Raw genomic sequence first — 25456 nt, 5'->3', positions numbered from 1 at the left:
CACATCCGCAGCCCCGTCACCAGCGAACTCCTGCTGTAACCCGCTAACCCTAGGTCGTCCCATTTTGTCGCGATGCCCATGGACGTGATCGGGCGATCCGTTCTTTTTGAACGCGGCGACGGATGCACGATCGTCCCTGCCGCAAATCAAAAACGCCCGCCTCCTGGGGAAGCGGGCGTTCTGGGAAGTGATGCACCAGGCACCGCGCCGGATCAGCGGCGGCGGCGGAGCAGGGCGAGCGCTCCGAGGGCTCCGAGCAGGGCTGCGGATGGCTCCGGGATGACAACCAAGCTGAGATCGCCGGTGCTTTGGGTGAAGGTCCAGGACTCGTTGGCGGAGTTCGTCGTCGTCGTCCAGACGCCCAGGTTGTTGGTGAGCGTGCCGGTGTAGCTGCCGGTGAGATTGACGGCGGTAAAGTTGCCGGTGGGCGCGTTCGTAAGGTTGAACAGGTCGAAGGTATAGCTGCCGCCACCGAAGAGGGTGGTGAGGTCGATGGACAGGGTGCCACCGTAGGCCATGGCTCCCGCCACGTTCACCCCGTCGTATTGGGTGTCGCGGGTGATGCCGCCGATCTCCATCGTGCTGATGGATGTCGAGCCGAGCGTGAGGTTGGCACCGAACTCAAGCACGCCCGGGCTGTTGCCGGGGCGCAGGGAGCCGTTCACCGTGGTGTTGCCGCCCACCACGCCGTTGCCACCGAGAGTGCCCGATGCTCCCACCGTGACCAAGCTTGTCGAGGAGGTGCTGCCGTTGATGAGCAAGGTGCCGCCAGTTACACTCGTCGTGCCCGTGTAGCTGTTGGCACCGCCGAGCACCCAGGTGCCTGCATCGGTTTTGCTTACCGATACCTGTGCAGCTCCCAGTAGGTTATCTTGGATGGTGCCCGAGATGGTGTTGGCACCCGTGTTGGAGCCGCCGAGGGTCAGCGTGCGGTCAACCGTTGAGGTGCCGGGGACACCAGCAATTGAGTTGAATGTGGTGTTGGAAAAGGTCAGCGTGCCTAGACCGTTGTTGAGGATCACACCTCCAGCAGCAAAATTAGTATTTGTCGAGTTCGCCAGGAAACCAACCTGGATTTGTTTGTCCGTGGTAGCATTTGCAGAACCCGTGTATTCCAGCGTGCCGGAAGTCTGCGAAGTCCGATACCCCAACTGGATGAGGGAGCCCTTGCCAAGCGACTGGGCATTGGCTGCCACATCAATATCACTGACAGATAGGGTGCCTTGGTGCACAAGCACGTTGCCCTCATAGGAATTCGCGCTGTTGGATAGAATCCACTTGCCGGCTCCCGACTTGCCGATTCCGAGGGTATTGGCTCCGGTCGGATCGGCGATGGCTCCGGCGAAGGTGTTATTGCCCGCATTGCTGCCGCCGAGGAAAAAGATAGTTGAGGTGGCCGTGCTAGTCACCCCCATGGCCGAGTTGATGGTAACGGTGCCTGTGCCGTTGTTCTCGAACATGTGAGACGGGTTGCCGCTTCCATCAACACCAGCAGCTATACCAATAGTGCTGGCCAGCGCGATGTTGCGGGTGTTCAAGGTCAAATTTGCTGCGCCGGTATAGCGGACGTTCGCAAGCCACGAGGCTCTGCCGAAGATGATCGATCCACCGTCGCCGATGCTCGCAAAATTGATGAAATCATTGGTGCCTGATGCTGTAGGCAAGGTGAGGTTACCCGTGAATGTGTTGTTCGTGCTGGATAGGTTGACAATGTTGCTTGTGACTGGTCCCTGCACCAGGGTGATGCCGACTGCGCCGGTGATCGCCGAACTGAAGGTGGTTGTGGTGCCGGTCGCACCGATAGCCCGCAGACCCAAGGTCACGCCATCGGTGATGTTGAAGGTGTTTGAGACAGTACCCGAGGTGGCGGAAATTGTTGAGTTTCCGGTGACCGAAATGGCGTTACTGCCAAGAGCCGATACATTCGCGAGAGCCAGACCGCCGCCGGTAAGATTGCCGCCGGAAAGGGTGACGCCGCCGGTGAAGTCGTTGCTCGCATTGGAAAGGGTCAAGGTGCTGGTGCCGGTTTTGGAGAAACCGGAAGTGCCACTGACGATCCCGCTGAAGTTGAATGTAGCGGTGCCGTTGCCGGTGAAGAGGGTGCCGGCGGCGAGAGAAACATTGCTCTGCACATTATAAACCACACCTTGCCCGTTGGATCGGTTGGAGTTCAGATTGACCCTAGGTGCGGTCGCACCGTTGAGCACGAGGCTCAACGGACTCCCGGCGATGTTGACGGTGGCGACGTTTGTTCCGTTGGCTGCGCCAGGAGTGTTGCCGGCAAAAGTCAGCACGTTCAACTGGAACGGGTTGGCGACATCGTTGGTCAAGGTATTCGTCTCGGCTGTGGAGTTGGAGCCGTAAGTCATGCCGAAGCTCAGGGTGGTGTCAGCCGCGCTTACAGGCGCCGCCGTCCAGTTCGTGCCGGCGGACCAATTCGCGGAAACAGCCGTGCCGTTGACGACATCAGACCATGTGTAGGTTGCTGCCTGTGCGAGTGGAGCCGCGAACAGCGCGCTGGAGGCAAGGATGGAGTGGCGGAGGAATGCTTTTGGTTTCATGGGATCGATTGGCGTTTTGGATTGCTAAGGAATTGGTTTCGAATTGTTTTGGATGAAGCGATCAGTGTCGCGTTTGCAGAAATGGGGCAGGGGAAATGCGCTGTTTCGGCGAAGTTCGTGGGCGGAGATCTAGCATCTTAGGAGCCCCGCCCAAGAAGAATCGCAAACGGCATCTATCTCGTTTTGGGGGGTAGATTTGGCATTTTTCCGGTGTTTTTCGCCGATTCGGGCTACTTCGCTGCAAGCGGCCGCTCGGCAGCCCAACACATCACGGCGGAAACCGCTTTGGAACCGCGCCCAAGAGCGCACTTACGGCACGGACAAAAAAGCGCCCCCGTGCCGACGGGGACGCTTTGTGAAATGCAATTTCCGAACCGGCCGGCTACCTGCGGCGGCGCAGGAGGAGCATGGCACCGAGGGCTCCGAGCAACGCGGTGCTTGGCTCGGGGATCAGCGTAAAGGTCACGAAGCGGTTCTGGCCGTTGGCCGTTGCGTCGGCAAGGAAGTTGCCTCCCGCAGTCGTGTCGTTGTAATTGAATGTCCAGACGTTGGAGCCGAAGCTGTAATTGGTATCATCCAGATAGGGGTTTGTTCCATCTGTGAATCCCGAGGTGACTTCCGTTCCGCCGAAGATGTAGCTGATCAGCGTGAGCTTGTCGCCACCGGACCATCCGCCGGCACCCAGCGCGCTTAGCGTTGTCGGATCGAGGCTCAGGATCACTCCGCTGAGGGTAAGGCCACCGTTGACGCCGAGAAGGTCGGCGCCGGTCGGGGTGTTGTCCGCCGCCTCGTAAACGAAGGTGGAGCCGGAGGCCATGTTGAGCGCTCCGGTGGCGAGGCTCTGGATGCTCGCGCCGGGCGAAAGGACGCCGGTGACATTGACCGCGCCGCTGATCACACCCGTGCCGCCGAGCGTGCCGGTGGCTCCCACCGTCACGCTGCCCGTGCCGGTTCCGGATCCGCTGGTGTTGTTGACCAAAAGCGTGCCGTTGCTGACCGTGGTGCCGCCGGTGTAGGTGTTGCCCAGGGTGAGGGTCGTCACGCCGCCGCCCATCTGGACGAACGAGCCGTCGCCGGTGAGCGGGATCGTTCCATTACCCAAAATCCCTCCGGCAGCCTGTGTGACTGCGTTGGAACGGTTGATGGCAAGGCTCGCCCCCGATGCAATGGTGATGCTGGTGGTATTGAGCGACAGGGCGCCCGAGGTGGTGTTGAGACCCAGCTGGAGCGTGCCCTCGGAGATCGTCGTGCTGCCCGAGTAGGTGCTGGCGGCGTTGCCGCCCTGGAGAGCCAGGATACCGGGGCCCTTCTTCTCGAAGTTGCCCGCGCCGATAATGCCTTGGCTGGCGGTGTTGTTGCTCAGCGTCAGGGTAGAGCCGGCATTGGTGACCTCGATCACGCCCGTGCCACCGGTGGCCAGGGAGAAGGTCTTGTTGCTGATCGTTCCGGCCGTTTGGGGAGCTCCGGTTCCGGTGTAGCTGAGGACGCCGGTGTTGCCATTGGAACCGAGGACGACCGCCGTTCCCGCCACCTGGTTGCCGAGCGTGCCGTTCGTGGCCGCGTTGTTGATGGTGGGGATCGAGAGCGTTCCGTTGGCGACGGTCACCGCGCCGGAGAAGCTGTTCGTTCCGGTCAGCACCCACTTGCCGGTTCCGTTCTTCTGTATCTGGACGGCACCGCTGCCGTTGTTGGCGATGTTGGCCGCAAGCGTGTTGTCACCGGTGTTCGTGCCGGCAAGGAACAAGACGCGGGATTGGTTGGCGGTTCCGTAGGCGGGGCTGGCCGTGTTGGTGAAATTGATCGCGCCCGAACCGGAAGCATCGAGGGTGGCCTGGTTGCCGGCTGCCGTTCCGTTGATCGTGAAAGAGCGGTCGGTGCTATCGCCCGCGCCGACGTAACGGAGCGTGGAGGTGTTGCCCAGCAGCAGGTTTGTCGCGGCGTTCGGGGAAGTGCCGATGCTGCTGTTGCTGCCGCCGTCGGCGAGCTTGGAAACCTCAAGGATGCCGCCTCCCCCGCTGAGGGTCGTCACTCCGCTGTAGGTGCTGTCGGCCGATGACAGCCTCCAGGTTCCCGCGTTGGATTTGGTGAGGTTGAGCTTGCCGGTCGTAGCGGTATTGTCCTGGATGATGCCCTGGATGTCGTTGGTGCCGGTGTTAGAGCCGCCCAGCGTCAGCGTGCGGGTGGCGGTGATGCCGGCTTGGGTCGGGTTGAAGTTGGTGGCGGTGAAGGTGATTGCACCCGAGCCGTTGTTATTGATGCCGCCGCCGCCGGTGTCTCCAGCGACATTGCCGCCGACAAAGAACGCGCGCGCCGAAGTCACGGCACCGCCGGTGTATTCCAGGGTGCCGGAAGTGGTGCCGCCGAGAATGTTTTCAGTTCCCGTGCCGCTGAACCGCTGCTCGATGCCGCCGAGCTGGATGGAGTTGCTGCCGCTGCCAAGGGGGCCGGGCGGTACGTTATCGTTCAACGTGCCCACCGAGAGTGTGCCGTTGACGGCGATTCCGCCAGTGAAGGTGTTGGTTCCGGAAAGGATCCACTTGCCTGCGCCGGACTTGTACAGGTTCAGCGCGGCACCGTTCAGCGTCGAGTTGCCGATGTCCCCGCCAAAGGTGTTGTTGCCCGTGTTGCTGCCGCCCAAGATAAAGCCTTGGTTCGTCCGGTCTCCGCTGTTCAGCAAATCCGTGTTGATGGTCAGCGTGTTGGCGGCGTCAGTGCTGTTGTTTTCGAGAATCATGCTGCGCGCGGCGTTGTTGCCGCCAGATCGGGGCAGGATCTGGACTTGGCGCGTATCCCAGGTCAGCGGGCTGGACCCGTTGAACTGGAAGGTGACCTTCTGGTTCGAGTCGCCCTGGCCGCCGCCGTATTGCAGCGCACCACCGTCGCCGAGATTGGAGAAGACGACGGTTGGCCGGGGGTTGGTGCCACTGGCCTGGCTGATTTGGAGATTGCCGGTGAAGCCGCCGGCATTGCCCAGATTGAGGTTGCCCACATTGCCGTTGCCTCCGTTGCGGACAATCGTTCCCGTGCCCGTGGTCGAGCTGAAGGTGATGGCCGACAAGCCGTTGATCACCGCCACCGCCCCTTGTTCGGCCTTCAGCGTGCCGCCGGTGAGTGTTCCACTAAAGTTGGCCACGACGGTGCCTGCGCCACCGAAGGACAGGTCTTGGCCGCTGACCCAGGAGCCCGCATTGTTGAACTGGAGCGTGCCGGAATTGACAACGGTGCCGCCGGTGTAGGTGTTGGTGCCGGAAAGGAAGAGACCGCTTGAACCGCCCTTGACCAGGGTGAGGCCATTGCCAGTGCCGGGGTCAACGATCGGGGCGTCGATGCCAATGCCGGCGGAGCCAGCGGTGACATACAGGTTGCCGGCCGCATTGGTGGGCAGCGTGACCTGGCCACCGGTGGTGCCCCGTCCGATGGGCAGGAATGCCGTGGAACCATTGAGGATGCCGAAAGTCCCGAGGTTGTTCCCAGAGGAGAGCGTGATGCCACCACCCACGTTGCCGGTTCCGGCGCTGGTCAGGTTGATCGCCGTGCCTCCGGGAGTGCTGGCGAGTTGGAAGCTTGCCCCCGAGGCGCCAACCACGTAGTATGCGGCGTTGTTGGCCAAGCCACCCGGCGCGGTGCCGCCGACCTGCACCACATCGCCATTGGCAAAGGAGCTTCCGGTAATGGTGATGGTCTCGAGGGTGGTATCCACCGAGGTAATGTTTGCAACACCGGACGTGTTGCGCACGGTATTCACGTTGCGGGTGGCGGTGAGTCTGCCGTTTGCCGCCGACGCTGACGCGCCGCCGGGATTTTGAAGGGTGTAATTGCTGCCGATAGCATGGCTTATAGACCAAGCGCTCTCCGCCGTGGCGGCGATGCCCGCGGCGGCGACAAAGTCGGAGGCATAAACGGCGTAGTCGTTCTGGGCGCCAATGCCGTTGGCAGCACCGGTGGTGGCCCAGGCACCGATAATCTCGCCTGGAGTTGTCGATCCCGCGCCTGTGACCTTCCACCTGCCGGTTGTGCCCAAGGCACCGGAAAATGTCACCGCGCCGGTGCCATTCACAACAAGATTGCCTGAGCCACTGGCACCCAAAATCATCTGCGCGCCGCTGCTGGCGCCGTTCGTCCAGTTGAAGTTCATCTGCCCCGAGTTCACCGTCACGGCACCGATGGTTTCGTTGGCGCTGGCACCGCCGGCATCCGCCGAGGTCACGCCAAATGTGCCGCCGCCGTTCACCGTGATGGCCGCCGTGTCGCTGATGGCGCCGAGCCCGGCGTTGGTCGCGCGGTTGAACTGGATGGCACCACCGTTGAGCGTGATGCCGCTGGTGCTGTTCAGCACCCGGTTGATGTTGCCGCTCGTGGTGGTGGTCGCGAGGGTGTAGTTGGAATTGATCGTCGTCGTGCCCGTCCAACCGCCTGCGGAAATGCCGCTGAAGGTGAGCGTTGAGTTGGAGAGGGGGTGGGATGAGAGAATGAGATTCGCCCCCGTCCCGCCCACCGTGCCGGTGATGGTGGCTGCGGTGGTGGCGCCGACCATGATGTTGGAAACGGAGTTGTTTCCTGAGGAGAAGGTGAGGCCGTTCGTCCCGGCCGCGATCGTGTAGGCGGTGGTGTTGAAGGTGAGTCCGCCCACGGTGACGCCGCCCGTGCCAATGGTGGCCGTGCCCGCCGTGCCTCCGAAGACGGCGGTGTCTCCGTTCGCCCATGCGGTGTCGGCACCACCAAAGGCCAATGCGTCCCAGTTCGTGCCACCGGTGATCCAAGTGCCCGCGCCGCCTTGCGCGTTTGGACCGGTATCAGCACCATCCCAGTATAGAGTGGATGCGTGGGCATAAGAGATGGTCAGCAGGGCGCTGCCGGCAACGAGCAGATTACGGAATTTCGGTTTCATGGGATGGGGTTTTGGAGGGTTTTTTATTGGGAATCTGAATCGGATCAGAAGGTGGGGTTTTTCGCTTCGGGGTGAGAACTGATACCTTCCCCGAGGTTTGGATAGGAATTTCTTCCTTGCCTTCTACTCCCCTCAGGAGGTTAGTTTTCGGCATGCCGAAGATCCGCCTCCTTTCCGCCGTCGAGCAGGTCGCGGCGATTCTCCGCGAGGAAATGCTGCGCGGGCAATGGAGCGGGCTCATGCCGGGGGTGGACACGCTCGCGGTGGAGCTGGGTGTCAGCCGCAAGACCACTGAGGCAGCGCTGCGGCTGCTTGAGAAGGAAGGTTTGCTTGTGGGGCAGGGGCCGCGCCGCAAGCGCCGGATCGAGATCAAGCCGGGCACCGCGCCCCCCGCACTCCGGATCGCGATCCTTGCCGACGAGACGGCGACCCGGCGGCCGAGATACATCGTCGAGGCGATGCACGAACTGGTGGAGGCGGGGCACACCGCAAGCTTTGCCCCGGGAAACATGGCCGAGCTCGGGAAAAATCCGAAAAGGATCGCCCGGATGGTTGGGAAAACCGAGGCCGATGCGTGGGTGGTGATGTCCGGCCCGCGGGATGTGTTGGAGTGGTTTTCCGAGCAGGGGAAGCCGACCCTCGCCGTCTTCGGGCGGCATCGCGGCCTTCCGATCGCCGGCGTCGAGCCGGACAAGGAGGCCTGCTACACCACCGCGGCAAGGGAGCTCATTTCCCTTGGTCACAGTCGCATCGTGCTGCTCGCCCGCCGCATGCGGCGCTTTCCGGAGCCGGGCGAGCCGGAGCAGGCTTTTCTCAGGGAGCTGGATGCCCATGGGATCAGCTCCGGCACCTACAACCTGCCCGACTGGGTTGAAAGCGTGGATGGCTTCCACGCCCGTCTCGACTCGCTTTTCCGCATCACCCCGCCCACGGCGCTCATCGTCGACGAAGCGCCGCTATTTTCCGCCGTCCAGCAGTTTCTCTCACAGAGGAAAATCCTCATCCCTCAGGATGTCTCGCTGGTCTGCACGGATGCCGACGCCACCTTCGCCTGGTGCAAGCCGTCCATCGCCCACATGCGCTGGGAGACCCAACCGCTGGTCGGCAGGATCACCAAATGGGCGGCCAGGATCGCACGGGGAAAGAAGGACATCCGCCAGTCGGTGATTCCCGCGAAATTTGTCACCGGCGGCACCATGGGCAGGGCGAAGGGGTAGCTGCCTCCGTCCTAGGGCAGCTACGCGGGAAAAGGAAAACGCCCCGCGTGCGGTGGCACGGGGGCGTTTCGGAAAGGCCGTGGAAGGCTTGTTGGCGATTACCTGCGGCGGCGCAGGAGGAGCATGGCTCCGAGAGCACCGAGCAGGGCTGCGGATGGCTCTGGGATGGCGACTGCCATCAGGGCGATGTCGTTGCCGCCGGTGAAGCTGCTGCCAACCGAATCCGCGACGTAGCTGATCTGCCAGTCAAAGCCGCCGAAGGCGGTGACCACGGCTCCCTGGCTGAAGCCCGAGTAGGTTCCGGTGATGGCATCGCCGCCGTCGTTGAGCAGGAGGAAGATCATGTCATTCAGGGCGTAGCTGCCGCCGGTGAACGCCGCCGACAGGCTGCCGCCGGTGATGTCCACCGAACCGGTGACGTTGATCTGGTCGTGCTGAGTGCCTGGGGTGAGGCCGGTGATGTCAGCGGTGTAGAGGCCGAGCTGCGTGTAGTTGCCCGTATTCAGGGTGCCTGGGCTGTTGCCGGGGCTGATGAAGCCGCCGGTTTGCACGGTGAGCGCACCGACAGTCCCCGATCCGCCTATCGTCGCGCCGGAGGCCACGGTGGTGAGGGAGCTGGTGGAGATGCTGCCGTTGATGACCAGGGTTCCGCCATCGACGTTAGTCGCACCAGTGTAGGTGCTGGTGCCGCTGAGGATCTGGATTCCGTCGCCGGTCTTGGTGAGGGTGGAGTCGCCCAATGTGCCTGCTGAGCCGCCTGAGATAATGCCACCGGTGCCGAAGCCGCCAATGGCTCCGGAATACGTGTGTGTTTTTCCGGTGCCGACATTGAGGGTGAAGCCAGTGACGGCAGCTGCGGCAAGGTTGGATTCATTGTTGCCGTTACTGCCAGCATTGAACACAGAGAAGAGATTGCGTGAGCCAGTGAGCCCGCCGAGCGTTGGCGATGGTGCCGCTGTCTCGCCGGTGATCTTGCCGGTTGCCGTGCCGGCAGCGAGGGAGAACCTTCCTGTGGAAGTTGTCCCCACATTCAGGGCGCTGTTTTGAAGCGCGAGGTTGTTGCCGATTACGAGCTTCGAATTATCGTCGAGAACAGTCTCACCGGAGAAAGTGTTTGCTGCGACCAAGTCGACGCGGCCGTTGACATGCAAGGATCTGGAGTTCGAACCATCATCTGCGAGAGTGCTGCGGATGCCAAGCAAACCGCTCTGCAATACTGAGCCGAATCTGTAGGTGTTGTCCGCAGGCGTCACCGTCCCGCTGTATTCGGCCTTCGCGCCGTTGCCTGCATAGTTGCTGAGGTATGCGTTGGGAAGGTAGGCCCCAGCCCCACCGCTGCTGAAGTCGTAATCAGTGGAGGAGGTAGCGATTATGAACGTCATGTTATTGCTGTTTTGCACGACGCGGCTCAAGCTCGCGTTGTTCATGGTTCCGAACCTCACGGCTGCCCCGTCACCGATGGTTATGTTGCGGCCTGTTCCGCCGCCTATGTTGGCGAGATTAGTGGCTCCAAAATCGAGGTAGCCGGCGCTCACATTGGTGCTGCCACCCCAAGTGCTGGCTGCCCCGAGGAACAGTGTGCCCTCGCCGGTCTTGGTGAGGCCGCCGGTTCCACCGGTGTCCTGAATGCCGGCGGCAATCGTTGCCGAAGAAGAGTATATATTGGCACCGGACCGAAACACATCGATCGTCCGCGCGCCGCCGTTCAGGTCCAATTTGTTCTGGAGCGTCACCTGGCCGTAGATGCTGGGCCCGTTGTTGTCGGCGGTCGAGCGCATGGCCAGCACGCTCGGATTGAAGAATCCGGTGGCAGTGCCTTCGCCAAGCGCGCCCCATGTCAGCACGGAGTTGTTCGCGCCGATGCGGAAGTTGGAACCGCCGTTGCCGCCGCCGAAGCCGCTGGCGCCGTACATCTGGATCTGACTGGCTCCTGTTCCCAAGCCGTTGGCAAAGATCGTGGTCGAGCGGTAGTAGTCGGAGAGCTTGCCGTTGTTCAGCGTCACGTTGCCGGCCGGCAGATTGTTGAAGGACAGCAGGATCCCGTTCCCGGTGACGCTGGTTGTTCCGGTGTAGCTCAGAGTGGCTTGGTTGGTTTGAAGAGTTGTCCCATTGACGCTGAGGCCTCCTGTTCCCGTGAGAGTCATGCCTGATCCCAAGGTGACCCGGCCGGCGTTGGGCCCGACGGAGAAGCCTCCGCTCTGGGTGAGGGTGCCGTTTTGCAGCGTGTAGGTGCCCGAGAAATTATCAAGCAGGACAGTACCTGCGCTAACAGTGCCGACATTTACAGCGCCGCCCGCCCCACCGTTGCCGAAAATGGCGTTGTTACCGTCCGTCCAGTTGACGTTCGCTGCACCGTCCCACCATTGGTTGGCGTTGGTCCAAGTGCCGCCGCCGTCGGTCTGGAGGGCACCGGCAGCGTTGGCGTCCCAGGTGAGCTGGGCGGAGACTGAGTTCGCAAGCAGCAGCGAGCCGCAGGCGAGGAGGAAGGAGCGGAGTTTCAATGTGGTTTTCATATGGTTTACAAGGGTTATGCACGCTCCGGAGAGCGTGTGGGGGGATAACGTGTGTAGAAGCTGACGAATTATCCTAAAATCGACAACGCCTAATTTGCTTGCGACTATCCTATTTTCCAGTAGGATTCTCCCATGGCCGGATTGCGATTGCTTACCGCCGCAGAGCAGGTCGCGGCGCATCTGCGGGAGGAGCTGATCAGCGGCAAGCTGAGCGGGACGATGCCCGGTGTCCTCAGGCTGGAGTCCAGGCTGGGGGTGAACCGCAACACCCTGGAGGCGGGGCTGAAGCTGCTGGAGGAGGAGGGGCTGCTGGTTCCGCAAGGCACAGGGCGGCGGCGCCGCATCAGCATACCCGCCGATATGAAACAGCCGTCCCTGCGCATTGCGATCCTGGTGGGCGAGGCTGCGGATCGCAGGCTGGACTACATGGTGGAGCTTCAGCACGAGCTTTCCGATGCGGGGCACAGCTCCTTCCACACCACGCATTCCATGGACGTGCTGAAAATGGATGTGAAGCGCATCGCCCGGATGGTTCGCGAGACCGAGGCGGATGCTTGGGTGGTGATGGCCGGCTCGCTCGGGGTGCTGCAGTGGTTCTGCAAGGAGGAGCTGCCGGTCTTCGCAATCTTCGGGCGGCGGCGCGGGCTGCCCATCGCAGGGGCAGGGCCGGACACGACGCCGGCCTTTGCGGCAGCCACGCGGGAGCTGATCGGCCTCGGCCACAGGCGCATCGTGCTTCTGACCCGCGCGCTGAGGCGGATCCCCGCGCCAGTCCCGGGATCGCCCGAAAACGCCTTTCTCGCGGAGCTGAAAGCCCACGGGATCCCATCCGGCGACTACAACCTGCCCGACTGGGAGGAAACGGTGGCCGGGCTTCATGCGCGGCTCGAATCGCTTTTCAAAACAAGCCCGCCGACTGCGCTCATCACCGATGAGGCGCCGTTTTTCCTCGCCGCCCTGCAGTTCCTCTCAGGCCGTCGCCTCATGGTGCCGGAGGACGTCTCGCTGATGTGCACGGACGCCAGCCCCGAATTCCGCTGGTGCCAGCCTCCCGTTTCCCACATCAGCTGGGACACCCGACCGCTTGTGAGCCAGGTGGTGCGCTGGGCGAAGAACGTCGGACGGGGGAAAAAGGACATCCGCCAGACAAACACCCCGGCGATATTCCTGCGCGGCGGCACGATAGGCCCGGCGAGGGGATAGCGGGGAAACGGGGAAACGGGGAAACGGGAGGAGCAACCGCCGCCCCCGGCCATGGGACGGAGCCCTGCCGGGATCCGGAGTGATGTCCATGATGGGAACCATGCCGAGGCGGCCTGTTTGCGGTTTTTGGAAAAACATCACATGGGGGTGGACGTGTTTGCTGGCCGGCCAGCGTTCCTGAGCCCATTCACCAACCATATCTTCGTCGTCGATGGGATCTTGCCTGATCGGCATACGCTGTTAGGATAGGCCGAATAGCCATGCCGCAGGACATCCAGATGATCGTCACTTTCGTCGTGCTTGCAACGGTCTTCGTTGCCTTCGCGAAGGAATGGCTGCCCAATGACCTGGTGGCGCTGGGCGGCATGGCGCTGCTGCTCCTGGCAGGTATCCTCGACGAGGGCGATCTGGGCGAGGTCTTCAGCAATCCCGCACCGATGACGATAGGGGCGATGTTCATCCTCGGCTCCGCGCTGACCCGCACGGGGGTGATCGATTGGATCGCGCACCATTTCGGGAATCTTGCCGGGGACTCCCTGACGCGGGCGATCGTGGTGCTGGCGCTCATCGTGATCCCGCTTTCCGCGTTCATGAACAACACGCCGGTGGTCATCGTTTTCCTGCCGGTTCTGCTCGCGTTTTCCCGGAAAACCGGGCTCAAGGCGAGCAAGCTGCTCATCCCGCTCTCGTTTCTCAGCATTCTCGGCGGCACGATGACTCTCATCGGCACCTCCACGAACCTGCTCGTGTCCGGCCTTTCCGCAAAGCTCGGTCAACCGGCCTTCGGAATTTTCGAAATCAGCGGCCTGGGCCTTGCCTATGCAGCCGTCGGCGTGATCTACATGCGTTTCATCGGCCTTCGGCTGCTGCCGGAGCGCGATACGGTGAGCAGCCTTCTGGATGCGGAGGATACGAGGAAATTCTCCAGCGCGGCGGAGATCTCCGTGGACTCGCCGCTGGCGGGGCAGCGCCTGACGGAATGCCAGCCATTCAGCGAGGGCAAGCGCACCATCGTCTATGAGGTCATACGGGGCGGGCGCAGGGTGGAAGACATCCCGCTGGACGCGATCACGCTGGAGGAGCGGGACATCGTATGGTTCTGTGCGAACTCGGTGCAGCTTGCGGAGATCCGGGGAAGCAAGGGTCTGCGAATGATACACCGGAAAAGCGACGGGGAACTGCAGGGTGAGGAAGTGAAGACCGTCGAGGCGATCATCGGGCCGCAGAGCCGCCTGGTGGGAAAGAGCATCCGCGAATCGAACATCAGGCGGAGCTACGGGATCATGGTGGTGGCTGTCCACAGAAAGGGCGTGAACATCGAGGAGGGCTACCAGGATGTGCGGCTCGCTTTTGGTGACACCATCCTGTTAGAGGGTTCGGTCGGGAACATCGCCCGGCTGCGGCAGGAGGGCAGTTTCCTGAGCCTCAACGAGACCCTGATCCAGCCGAAGCTGAAATCGAAAATGACCATCGCGGTGTCGATCCTTGCTGCGGTGGTGGTCGCCTCCGCCTTCGGTTTGCTATCCATCACCAGCGCGGCGGTGATAGGGGCGGTGCTGGTGGTTCTCAGCGGCTGCGTGGAACTCAGGAACGCCTACAAGGCGATCGAGTGGGATGTCCTTTTCCTGATCTACGGCATGCTGGGCATGGGCCTGGCGATGCAGAACACCGGCGGGGCGGAGTGGATCGCCATGGGTGTGGTCGGCGTCATGCACGGCCTGGGGCCGTTGGTGGTGCTGGCTGCGATCTACCTGCTCGCCTCCATCCTGACGGAGCTGGTGACCAACAACGCGGTGGCGATCCTGATGACCCCGGTTTCCATCACCATCGCGGAGTCCATGGGAGTCGATCCGCGCCCCTTCCTGGTGGCGATCATGTTCGGGGCGAGCGCGAGTTTCATCACCCCCATCGGCTACCAGACGAACACCTACGTCTATGGTGCGGGCGGATACCGCTTTGCGGATTTCCCAAAGGTGGGCATCCCGCTCAACATCGTCCTGATGGTGGCCGCGATGATCCTCATCCCCTGGATCTGGCCGTTCCGCTAGAAATGCCGATTTCGTTGCCACATGGCCGGAAGCCGCTAGGCTATGCCGCGAAGCCATGCCGCAGGACACCCAGATGATCGTAACCTTCGTTGTCCTTGCTGCGGTTTTCGTGACCTTTGCCAAGGAATGGCTTCCCAACGATCTCGTCGCGCTTGGCGGGATGGCCGTGCTTCTTCTAACAGGTATCATTGATGAAAAGGATCTCACGGAGGTTTTCGGAAACCCCGCGCCGATGACGATCGGCGCGATGTTCATCATCGGCGGGGCGTTGACGCGGACGGGGGTGATCGACTGGATCGCGCTGCACTTTGAGAGGATGGCGGGCAGGTCCCTGCCGCGCGCCATGCTGATCCTGGCGCTCATCGTCGTGCCGCTTTCGGCATTCATGAACAACACGCCGGTGGTCATCGTTTTCCTGCCGGTGCTGCTGGCCTTCGCCAGGAGCACCGGCCTGAAGGCGAGCAAGCTGCTCATCCCGCTCTCTTTCCTCAGCATACTCGGCGGGACGATCACGCTGATCGGGACATCGACGAACCTTCTCGTCTCCGGGCTTTCCGCAAAGCAGGGCCGTCCGCCGTTCGGCATTTTCGAGATCAGCGCGCTGGGCATCGCCTTTGCCTTGGTGGGGACGGCATACATCGTGCTCATCGGGCGACATTTCCTGCCGGACAGGGATACCGTCAGCAGCCTGCTCGATGCGGAGGATACCCGGAAATTTTCCAGCGCCGTGGAAATCCCCACTGATTCGCCTCTGATCGGGGAGCGGCTGATCGCCCATCCGCTTTTCTCCAAGCAAAACAGCACCATCGTCTATGAGGTCATCCGCCAGGGGCGCAGGGTGGAAGACATCCCGCTGGATGCAATCACGCTGGGGGAGCGGGATGTCCTGTGGTTCCGCGCCACCTCGAAGCAGCTTGCCGAGATGCAGGCGGCACCCGGGGTGAGGATGATACACCGCAAGAGCGGCGGCGATGCCGGCGGCGAGGAAATCAAGACCGTGGAGGCGATCATCGGGCCGCGCAGCCCGCTGATCGGCAAGAGCATCAAGGAGTCCAACATCCGGAGGCGCTACGGGATCGTCGTCGCCGCCGTGCACCGCAAGGGCATCAACATCGCGGAAGGCTACCGCGACATGCGCCTGGCCTTCGGCGACACCTTGCTGATGGAGGGGCCGGTGCAGAACATCGTGAAACTCAACGAGGAGGGGAGCTTCCTGAGCCTCAACGAAACGATGATCCTGCCCGCGCTGAGATCGCGGATGGCGGTCGCGGTATCGGTGCTCGCGGCGGTCGTCCTTTCCGCGGCATTCGGCATCCTCTCCATCACCAGCGCGGCTCTCATCGGCGCGGTGCTCGTCGTCCTCACCGGCTGCGTGGAGATCCGCAACGCCTACAAATCCATCGAGTGGGATGTGCTTTTCATGATCTACGGAATGCTCGGCATGGGGCTGGCCATGCAGAAAACCGGCGGTGCCGCGTGGATCGCGGCCGCAGTCGTCGGCTCCATGGAAAGCCTCGGGCCGCTGGCCATCCTGGCCGGGATCTACCTGCTCACGATCATCCTGACGGAACTCGTCACCAACAACGCCGTGGCGATCCTGATGACGCCCATCGCGATCTCCGTGGCGCTCTCGCTGGATGTGAGCCCGCGCCCGTTTCTCGTGGCGGTGATGTTCGCTGCGAGCGCGAGTTTCATCACGCCCATCGGCTACCAGACGAACACCTACGTCTATGGCGCGGGCGGCTACAGGTTCTCGGATTTCATGAAGGTCGGCCTGCCGCTGAGCCTTCTCCTTTGGGGGACGGCGATGATACTGATCCCGAGGATCTGGCCGTTCTGAGGGATCATTTGAGCGATTTCAGGTAGGCCACGATATGCAGGATGTCCTGCTCCGGGATGACGCCTGCGAAGGATGGCATGGACGGCTCATAACCTTCCGCGATCACCGCAGCGGGATCGATGATGGATGTTTTCAGAAAAGCATCGATGTCGCCCTTGTGGCGGCTTGCGATGCCATTGAGCGGCGGGCCGGTGAGCTTGGTGCCATCCAGCGCATGGCAGCCGGTGCAGCCGTAGTTCCTGAAAAGCGTTTCGCCGGTCTTTGCGCTACCCGGCACCATGGCGACGGCGGTGGATTTTTCGCGGTTCCCAACAGCGACGAGATCCGCTTTTTCCGCAGCAGGAAGATGGGTCGGACGAGCGTAGATCTCGATGGTGTAGGGCAAATCCCCGGTGGCTGTGTCGTGCAGATGGAGGCGCAGGCGCATGATGTCCGAGCGGAAGATGGGGGGCACCTCGATGGCGATCTTCGTGCGGTCATTGGAGATGGTGAGCTTGCCGGTTTTCACGGAATGCTCGCCCGGTTCCCCATTCCAGCGGTAGTGGCCGGAGCCGTATTTCTCCGTGCGTCTTATGTTCCAGAGATCGAGCTCCGGGCGTGGGGAGATGAGGCTGAAAGAGGCGGGGAGGGGAGTTCTGAAGCCCACGATGACGGATGTTTCCGAAATCTCCAGGGTGACGGGTGCGGCGATGGCGGCTCTCTCACGGATCTCGGCAAGGCCGGCGGTTCTCGGAGTCTCGGGCTTATAGCCGGAGATGCCCAAGCCAACGGCATACAGCCTGCCGTTCCTTGGATTTGTCGCGGCACCCAGGATGGGGAAATCGAAATCGGCTGGCAGCTTCCATGCAAAGGGCAGGCCTCTCCCCGGCGTCACAATGGGGAAAATCCGGCCGCTCCACGACAGGTGGGCGAAGGTCTCTCCGAGCGAAGGAAAGGCCTCTTCGGAAAGCGTCGCGAACGACGAACCGGAGCGGTTGATCTGGTAGGGGAACCACAGCAGCGGCGGCACCGGATGTCTCTTCTTCCGGAAATTTGATGGCTCGTAGCCAAGGTAGGGCACGTCTTTTCCGATCCGGTGGATCGGTGTGCTCGGGATGAAATTGCCCTGCTGGTCGGAGGCGAAGATCACCCCGCCGGGTGCCATTCCGATGTAGGGAACGCGCAGGCCATCGGCGAGCTTGGTCACAAGCAAGCCGTTCGGGCTGATCCGAAGCACCGATCCGCGATCCTCTGCCATTTCTCCATATTTCGATTTTCCGGAATCGATGAGACCCGCCCTTGCGATAATGAAGGAACCGTCGGCATCAAGCTCCAGGGAGGTGGCGTAGTCGCGGGTGTGGAGGGTCTGGTTGAAGGCATCGGAGGCGCAGGCATGGACATCGAAAAAACCGTCGTCATCGGTGTCATCCAGGCGGGTGATCTGATCCCGTCCCAAGACAAACACCTCGCCCTTGGCATTGACCGCGATGGACATGGCCTCGAAGATCCCGGAGGCGGCGCGGCTCCATGCGGATGTTTTTCCGCCGATGTTTTTCACACGCCAGACATCGCCGTCCAGGGTCGTGATGAGAGCGTCGCCACCCTGGGTGAAGGCAATGTCGGTGGGGCGTATCCTGCGCTTCCATGGGTTTTCCTCGGGCAATGGAAGCGTGCGGACGGCGATCTGTTTCCCGGTTTCTGGCGTTGCTTCTCCGGCCACCTTGATTTCTCCCTGAAAAGGCTCAGCAGCGGGAAGGAACTCCGCCGCCTTTCCCATCGGAGGCGGGGATGCGATGGGCTTGGATGAGCGTAGGATGCGGATGACGCACTCCTTCGTCCCGCCAGGAACCAGCAGGGTGACACCCCTTTTCCCGTCTTCCCTGAGAAGGTAGCCGGATGTCCCCTCGATTTCCAAATGGGGCATATCACCGGACGTCACCATCAAGCTGGCTTTCTTCCCATCCATTACGGCTTTCCCTTTTCCAGCATCGATGCCGATGGCGACCGGATCCGCACCGGGAAACAAAACGATCATTCTCTCGATGAGATCCGGCCCCAGCGAACGGTTCCCTTCCCGGACAAGCCTGCCGCCGATCCTGTAATTCAGCGCCGCCCTATCCCCGGAAAGCGCAAGCCCGAGATAGCGACCCGCCCCCGGAGGCATCGGGCCGACCTTCCCCCCGCCCCCTAACAGATCTGCTTTCCTGACGTCCCCGTCCGGCAGGCTGCGGATGCCGACACCGGGAAGCTCGGGGGACGATGCAATGAGCCTGCCCATCAGTTTCGGCGGCGTGTCAGCCTTCGCGGTTCCGCTGGGATAGGAAATGCCCGCCATGGAATCCATGGTCAGCGGGGCTTGTCCGGCGGGCGCTTTCCAGATTGCGGCATAGCGGAGGAGATCCGGATCGAAGCATGTCCAGAGATCGTTGCCGAGCGGCAGCAACACGCCACGGCGGACACGGTTCAGGGGCTTTTCGGAAACGACCAGGGCGCTGCGCAGGAACGGTTGTTCGGACTCGACGAAGCCATTGGGCGGAAGCGGCGTTGCGAATGAGGGCAAAACCGCAAGCAGCGTGAACAGGCATATTCGAAAAGGGGACATGAGGTGGGGATGACGGACTATCCACATTTCCATGAAAGAATCCAGAGTGAATCCCGGCCGCAAATGATGATCGCCGTTTGATTTCTCACGTCGCGAGGGCTAGCTGCGACGCGACGTGTTGTTGGGGTGAAGTGAAAACACACTCACACACCAATCATCACCCTCTGCCTTTGCCCCATGCTTCTTTTCCTACAGCCATCGGCGGCATTGCCAGCCACGGAAGCCGGGGAATCAATCGCCGTGATGCGCATAGGGAGTGATGGAAATTTCGTTCTGGAAGGGCTTCCCAAAGATCATCTGGTAGATGCCGGCCTGTCATTCGGGCTGGCCCAATTTGTCTTTGGGGACACATCCGGTACGGAAGGCCGCATCAACGCGGATCTTGTCCGGTTCCATTGACGCGGTATGGCGCATATTCCTCCGCCACTTTCGGCAACGGGTCTTCGGCAATCTGCGGAACATCACCGATCAGCGCCGGAAGCCTTGTCTCCAGCCACATCCTCGCGTGGCTGTTTTTCACGGCGCATGCCCAGATCGTCACCACATGCCAGCCCATGCCGCGCAGTTCCTCTTCGACGCGCATGTCGCGGGCCTTGTTGCCGGAAATCTTCGCCTGCCACCACTCGCGGCGTGATTTCGGCATCTTGAAGTCCGGGCAGTTCTCATGCCCGTGCCAGAAGCAGCCGTGCATGAAGATCACCGTCCCATACCTCGGCAGCACGATGTCCGGCCTGCCCGGCAGCCCTCTGTTGTTAGGGCCGTTGACGGTGAAACGGTAGCCCATACCGTGGAGCATGGAACGCAATGCGACCTCCGGTTTCGTATCCCGCCCCCGTATGCACGACATGATGTAGGATCGCTGGTCTTTGCTGAAAATATCGGCCATCAAGCACAGGATGGGGCGGGAAGGGGACTTTGCCACGGAAAATGGGTTGCAGGCTGCGGGGGGGATGGGGGAGGATTCGCCCGCAAGGTTATGAAAAGAAAACTCAGGATGGGCATGGTAGGCGGCGGACGCGGGGCATTCATTGGCTCCGTACACCGGATGGCGGCGAACCTCGACGGCAAGATCGAGCTGGTGGCAGGTTGTTTCTCCTCGGATCCAGAGAAATCCCGGCTCTCCGGCGAGGACTTTTTCCTCTCCCCGGATCGGGTTTACGGCACCTTCGAGGAAATGGCCGACAAGGAATCAGCCCTCCCGGTGGGCGAGCGCATCGACTTCGTCAGCATCGTCGCCCGCAATGACCTGCACTACAAGGTGGCCAAGAAATTCCTCGAAAGCGGCATCCATGTGATCTGCGAAAAACCCCTCGCGTTCTCCAGGGAGGAGGGCGAGCGGCTCAAGGCCATCGTGGATGGGAGCGGCCTCGTTTTCGCACTCACGCACAACTACACCGGCTACCCCATGGTCAAGGAAGCCAAGGCGATGGTGAAGGATGGCAAGCTCGGCAAGATCCTCAAAATCGTCGCCGAATATCCGCAGGGATACGCTATCGGTGCCTACGAGGAAGCTTCCTCCTCCGGCGGCGCGATCTCGAACTGGCGCATGGATCCATCCATTTCCGGGGTATCGAACTGCATCGGCGACATCGGCTCCCATGCGGAAAACCTCGCCCAATACATCTCCGGCCTGAAGCTGGAGGAAATCGCCGCCGACCTGAACACTTTCATCCCCGGCCGCCAGCTCGATGACGATGGCTCCATGCTCTGCCGCTACGAGGGCGGAGCCCGCGGAGTGCTTTACGCCTCCCAGATTTCCACCGGGGACGAGAACAACCTCAACATCCGCATCTACGGCACCAAGGCATCCATCGAGTGGCACCAGGAGCATCCGAACGAGCTCATCGTGAAATTCGCCGACAAACCCCGTGAAATCTGGCGCCGCGGCAACAGCTACAACGGGGCGGAAGCATCGAAATACACCCGACTTCCCTTCGGCCACCCAGAGGCATTCATCGAGGCCTTCGCCAACGTCTATCTCGCCGCCGCCGAGGCCATCACCGACGCCACCGAAGGAAACTTCAAGGGAGCGGACGCCTATGATTTCCCGACTGTCGATGACGGCGTGGCGGGCATGGCCTTTATCGAGGCCGCTGTGAAATCATCAAAGGCGAACGGGGCTTGGACGAAGGTGTGAGCATTGGTAGGGCATCCTTCGCGACCCCGCCAGATGGCATGACGTCCTTGCCATGGCGATCCAACGCGAATTTTGGGCTTGTCCCGGTGCCACAGGGGCCGACTCCGGGATCCTAACCGCCTCTTCGCGTTCGCCACCGAAATGCCTTGGCATGCCCCTGGCGATGCCCTTTCCTATTGCAAGACCTCACCAGCATGTTCTCCAGACTATCCAACATCGTGCGCGGATTCTTCGGCCTCTTCGTCAGCGGCCTGGAGAAAAAGAACCCTGAAGCCCTGCTCGAGCTGGAGAAGGAAAATCTCCGCACCCAGATCGCGAAATACAACCAAGGCCTCGCCGCCCATGCCGGGCTTTGCGAAAAGCTCATCGGCCAGACACGCCGCCTTGAAAAGGAATGCGAGGAACTGCGGGCCAAGACCGCCGCCAACATCCGCGCCAACAACCAGACCCTCGCCGGCCAGCTCGCGATGCGTTACCAGACCGCCAAGCGCGAACTCGATGAGAACCGCCAGCAACTCGCCGAGGCGGAAAAAACCTACAACGAACTCGTAAAAGCCCGCGAAGTCTCCGTCAACGAGGCGAAACGGAAGATCGAGGAACTTTCCCGTGGGCTCAAAGAAGTCCAGATCAAGCAAGCGACCGCCGAACTCAACGAGATGGCCGCCGGCCTTGTCACCAATCTCGGCAGCGGCGGCGAAACGCTCAACCGCCTCAGCGAGATCGTCGAGGAGCAGCGCAGCTCCGCCGCCGGCCGCGCCCGCGTCGCCCGCGATTCCATGAACCTCTCCAGCATCGAGGCGATGCAGTCGGAGCAATCCGCCCTCGAGGAAATGGCGCTCGCCGACTTCGCCGCGGCGGAAGGCCTCGACATCCCCGGAGCTCCCCCCAAGACCGCCGAGGAAAGCCCCGTCCGCAAATCCATGGGCGCCTCCGAGCCGGAAGCCAACGCCTGATCCTCCCCCGTCATGGGAAACCCGACGCCATGGACCCGGGAGCTGGCCGCGCTCTATGAAAGCGACGCCTCCAGCCAGTTCATCCTCCATGGCAATGTGCAGGACTTTTTCCTGATCGATGAGAAAGGCGACAACCCGGCGAGGCTCGGTTCTCTAACGGAATTCCTGGATTCCCGCCTGCTGGCCCCCTTCGATGTCGTCCTCAGCTACGACATCGGCGCGGGTCTGCGCATCGAGCGCGGGCGGGAAACATTCCAGCAATGGCCCACCGCCCGCGACCGCGCCCTGCCGCGCGATCCCGCCGAAACCATTTCCTTTCTCAGCCACTACTTCCGCTTCTGCTCCAACCTCCACAGCGGCGGCGGCCGCCACATCGGCGTCGCCTTCCTGCTTCGCGAGGCGCATCTCGTCGCTCCCGCCGGAGCGGGCGGCACCGCCACCGCCCTGCAGATCCGCGATTGGGCCGCCGACCCTCGGCTCAATGCCCACGGGCTCGCGACTTTCCTGATCACGGAAAACCTCAGCGATCTCCACCCCATGCTGGTGCAGAACTCCCGCGCCGACCGCATCCAGGTTCCCCTGCCTTGCCCCGAAACCATCCTCCACACCCTGGACCTCCTGGCCAAGGAGACGCCCGTCGCGTTGAAGACCTTGGTGGAAGACGGCCCGCACTCGGCCGCCCTTCTCGCAGGCACCACCCTTTCCGCCCTCCGCCGCATCGCCCGCCGCAGCGAGCACGGCAGGAAACCCATCGAAGCCCGCGATCTCGGCGAGCTGAAAAAATCCATGGTCGAGCGCGAGTGCCAGGGGCTCATCGAATTCATCCCGCCGAAGCGCACGCTCGACGACCTCCACGGCATGGAAGCCGTCAAGAAATGGGTGCGGGAGGATCTCGCGCTCTGGCGGCGCGGCGCCACCGATGCCATGCCGATGGGTTACCTCATCTGCGGGCCTGTCGGCACCGGGAAAACCTATTTCGCCAACTGCCTCGCCGGGGAAGCGGGCGTGCCCGTGGTCAAGATCGCCAATTTCCGCGACCGCTGGGTCGGCAGCACCGAGGCGAACCTCGAACGCATCTTCCGCCTGCTCCAGGGTCTTGGCCGCTGCGTCGTCTTCATCGACGAGGCCGACCAGATCCTCGGCAAACGCGACAGCGGCGCCAACGACGGCGGCCTCTCCGGCCGCGTCTATGCGATGATCGCCAAGGAAATGAGCGAGCCCTCGAACCGCGGGAAAATCCTCTGGCTGCTGGCCTCCAGCCGCCCGGACCTGATCGAGGTCGATCTCAAGCGCCCGGGCCGCATCGACGTGAAAATCCCGCTTCTCCCCACCGCCAATGACGCTGAATCCTACAGCCTCATCCGCGCCCTCTGCCGCCAGCGCGACATCGACCTGCCCGAAGCAGCCCCCTCTGCCGCCATGCCCGCCCTGCTCACCCCCGGTGCCGCAGAAGCCATCGCGGTGAAAATCGCCCGCCAAGTCCTCACCCGGGAAACCAGCCCCGCCGACGCCCTCATCGAGACCCTCGCCGACTACCAGGCGCCGGTCAGCGAGGAAATCATGCGTTTCCAAATCGGCCTCGCCGTCCGCGAAGCCACCGAGCTGCGCTTCGTCCCGGAGGTTTTCAGGGAGTGAAAATTGACCACGGAACACACGGAAGGAAGAAGACTCAACGAACCCCGAATCTCACGAATTGGACGAATCTTGAAGAGCGGATCCTTGAGATCCAAATCATTCGTGAAATTCGTGGTTCCTCCTTCTTCAAACAGAAGTCCCGTCTTCTTCCTTCCGTGGTTCCGTAATCTTCACTCCTTATCCCCATCATCCTTCCCCTGCCGCACCTCCGGCTGGGTGATGGCCTTGGTGAGGGCCAGCGAGACGAAAAGCCCGCCGCCAAGGATGGCGAGTCCGATCAGGTTCGATTGCATGGGATTGAGGTAATAGTTTCCAAGGAGGGACGCCATCCAGAGAAAAAGCGTATAAAGGCTAATGATGATGGTGACCGGGATGTCGGCGGCGTTGGTCAGCTTGCCGATGAGGTCTGGCAGCGAAAAGGTTTCGGCATCCAGCGCCTCAGGAGTGAGATCGACATCGAAGGTGTCGATGCCGATGAAACCCAGCAGGACGACGAGCCAGAACAGCATAACAGCCCCCAAAGCGATGGTGAGGGGCAGATTGAAAGGCAGTAGCGCCTGTTCCAACAGTTCCAACATGCCGCATCCTAAAATCAGGTGCTATGCTGAGAAGACGATTCGCATCGCGTTGTTTCCGATCAGGCCGGGTTCACAAGACCGGTTAGATGCTGTTCCAGATCGCGCTAAGCGGAGTCGGAGAGCACCGACGCGCGCAGGTTGTTCAGATGTTCCTCCCCATGCCGAGACCCGTCCGACACCGTCCTTGCACCCACCTTTACGGCGTAGCCGCCACGGCCGCCATGTAGATATCCTCGCGGTAGAGCCGGGAAAGCGATCCCAGGGAAGCCTCGGGGAGACTCCCCGCGCTGCGAAGCCCTGCAAGCATCCACGATGCCTTGTCGGTGGTTGGGCGGTTGACCGAATCGCCATGGAAGATATGGAACGAGGAGGCTGACACACGCGTATTCCCGGTGAAAAAGGATTCACCCAGGCTGTTGCGGAGGACTTCCGGACTGGCGGAGGTGTATTGCCTTTGTGCGAGGATGTTGATTAGGTCTTCCCGGAATGCTGGATCCTGGCAGAGCTTGCAGCTCTCTAACAAAGCCGCGACGAGCCGGACGGTTTCCGCCTTCCGCTCCTTGGTGAACTCGGCGGATAGCAACAGCACTTTTTCCGGATGCCCGTAGGAGAGTTCCGCAGAGGTGGCGGGAGACCACCCGAAGCCGCCGAGTATGGATTCGGAGTTGTATGGCTCGCCGACGCAGTAACCGTCGATGTGTCCGGCACTGAGATGGCGCGGCATGAGGGAAGGGGGGAGGACAATGATCTCGATGTCGGTATCCGCGAGGTTGTGGCGCTTCAGCCATGCGTGGAGCAGCACGCTGTGGGATGAAAAGCGGTGGGTGGTGGCAAGGGTGAACGGGCGTTCCTTGTTCCAATGGCGGGCAAGGTATCCCTTCAGCCCTGAGCCATCGCCGATCTCATCATGGGGCAGGTGGGAGGAGAGCGTGATCGCGTTTCCGTGGAGATTGAGGATCAGGGGGACGGAAACCTCGCAGCGCAGGTCGGTTAGCCCGAAGCCAAGCGCGAGTGCGATCCCGGCGATGGATTGCGCGGCATCCAGCTCCCCGTAGAAGAGGCTGTCGCGGATCGTGGCCCAGCCCAGCTCACGGTGTAGGCTGACGTTCAGGCCGTGCTTTTCGAAAATCCCCATCTCCCGCGCCACCGCCAGGGGGGCGCAATCGTTGAGCGGGACGTAGCCGAGCCGGATCGTCTGAGTTTTCTTATGGTTCGAGTTGAATGGCCGCATGGGCGGGTGATAAGCGGATCGAATGCCAATTCCGCGCCTTTGGCATACGCGGTGCTTGTTTTCGGCATTCG

At 61.9% G+C, this 25456-nt stretch carries 14 protein-coding genes; 7 read left to right on the top strand and 7 right to left on the bottom strand.

The genetic code is table 11. From position 1 onward, the window contains the following. Positions 1-212: 212 nt before the first annotated feature. Entirely contained in the window at positions 213-2561 is a 2349-nt protein-coding gene (locus HZ994_03585; GenBank protein QTN31446.1) for an autotransporter-associated beta strand repeat-containing protein, read from the bottom strand. Positions 2562-2943: 382 nt separating this feature from the next. Continuing rightward, positions 2944-7449 (bottom strand): autotransporter-associated beta strand repeat-containing protein, encoded by a 4506-nt coding sequence (locus HZ994_03580; GenBank protein ID QTN31445.1) that lies wholly within the window; start codon positions 7447-7449, stop codon positions 2944-2946. A 152-nt stretch (positions 7450-7601) separates the two neighbouring features. Here HZ994_03580 and HZ994_03575 point away from each other — a divergent pair, with 152 nt between their 5' ends. Then, complete coding sequence (locus tag HZ994_03575; protein ID QTN31444.1) at positions 7602-8666, top strand: substrate-binding domain-containing protein; 1065 nt, start codon at positions 7602-7604, stop codon at positions 8664-8666. 98 nt (positions 8667-8764) lie between these two features. Here HZ994_03575 and HZ994_03570 read toward each other — a convergent pair whose 3' ends face one another. Further along, entirely contained in the window at positions 8765-11179 is a 2415-nt protein-coding gene (locus HZ994_03570) for an autotransporter-associated beta strand repeat-containing protein (GenBank protein ID QTN31443.1), read from the bottom strand. A 132-nt stretch (positions 11180-11311) separates the two neighbouring features. Between HZ994_03570 and HZ994_03565 the strand changes: the two genes are divergently transcribed. The 3 genes from HZ994_03565 (at position 11312) to HZ994_03555 (ending at position 16270) form a co-directional block, all read left to right on the top strand. Beyond that, entirely contained in the window at positions 11312-12382 is a 1071-nt protein-coding gene (locus HZ994_03565) for a LacI family DNA-binding transcriptional regulator (GenBank protein QTN31442.1), read from the top strand. Between the two features lie 260 nt (positions 12383-12642). Continuing rightward, positions 12643-14430 (top strand): sodium-coupled transporter, encoded by a 1788-nt coding sequence (locus HZ994_03560; GenBank protein QTN31441.1) that lies wholly within the window; start codon positions 12643-12645, stop codon positions 14428-14430. 55 nt (positions 14431-14485) lie between these two features. Continuing rightward, positions 14486-16270 carry an SLC13 family permease gene (locus tag HZ994_03555; GenBank protein ID QTN31440.1) on the top strand — a complete coding sequence of 595 codons (1785 nt, stop codon included), beginning with the start codon at positions 14486-14488 and terminating at the stop codon, positions 16268-16270. Between the two features lie 4 nt (positions 16271-16274). Here HZ994_03555 and HZ994_03550 read toward each other — a convergent pair whose 3' ends face one another. Both HZ994_03550 and vsr read right to left on the bottom strand, forming a co-directional pair. Next, complete coding sequence (locus HZ994_03550) at positions 16275-18851, bottom strand: cytochrome c (GenBank protein QTN31439.1); 2577 nt, start codon at positions 18849-18851, stop codon at positions 16275-16277. A 370-nt stretch (positions 18852-19221) separates the two neighbouring features. Continuing rightward, complete coding sequence (gene vsr / locus HZ994_03545) at positions 19222-19737, bottom strand: DNA mismatch endonuclease Vsr (protein ID QTN31438.1); 516 nt, start codon at positions 19735-19737, stop codon at positions 19222-19224. 108 nt (positions 19738-19845) lie between these two features. On the opposite strand from vsr, the gene HZ994_03540 reads away from it, so the two are divergent. The 3 genes from HZ994_03540 to HZ994_03530 all read left to right on the top strand — a co-directional run bounded on the left by HZ994_03540 (position 19846) and on the right by HZ994_03530 (position 23576). Continuing rightward, positions 19846-20988 (top strand): Gfo/Idh/MocA family oxidoreductase, encoded by a 1143-nt coding sequence (locus HZ994_03540; GenBank protein QTN34306.1) that lies wholly within the window; start codon positions 19846-19848, stop codon positions 20986-20988. A gap of 194 nt (positions 20989-21182) precedes the next feature. Next, positions 21183-21941, top strand: a complete 759-nt coding sequence (locus HZ994_03535; protein QTN31437.1) for a PspA/IM30 family protein — start codon at positions 21183-21185, stop codon at positions 21939-21941. Between the two features lie 12 nt (positions 21942-21953). Continuing rightward, positions 21954-23576, top strand: coding sequence for an ATP-binding protein (locus tag HZ994_03530; protein QTN31436.1), 1623 nt, complete (start codon positions 21954-21956; stop codon positions 23574-23576). A 170-nt stretch (positions 23577-23746) separates the two neighbouring features. Here HZ994_03530 and HZ994_03525 read toward each other — a convergent pair whose 3' ends face one another. Both HZ994_03525 and HZ994_03520 read right to left on the bottom strand, forming a co-directional pair. Next, positions 23747-24154, bottom strand: coding sequence for a hypothetical protein (locus tag HZ994_03525; protein ID QTN31435.1), 408 nt, complete (start codon positions 24152-24154; stop codon positions 23747-23749). 196 nt (positions 24155-24350) lie between these two features. Beyond that, positions 24351-25385, bottom strand: a complete 1035-nt coding sequence (locus HZ994_03520; GenBank protein QTN31434.1) for an ABC transporter substrate-binding protein — start codon at positions 25383-25385, stop codon at positions 24351-24353. Between the last annotated feature and the right edge of the window lie 71 nt (positions 25386-25456).

This window comes from Akkermansiaceae bacterium (assembly GCA_017798145.1).
In the GTDB taxonomy this organism is placed as follows: Bacteria; Verrucomicrobiota; Verrucomicrobiia; order Verrucomicrobiales; family Akkermansiaceae; genus Luteolibacter.
This window is presented reverse-complemented; position numbering and strand designations above follow the sequence as displayed.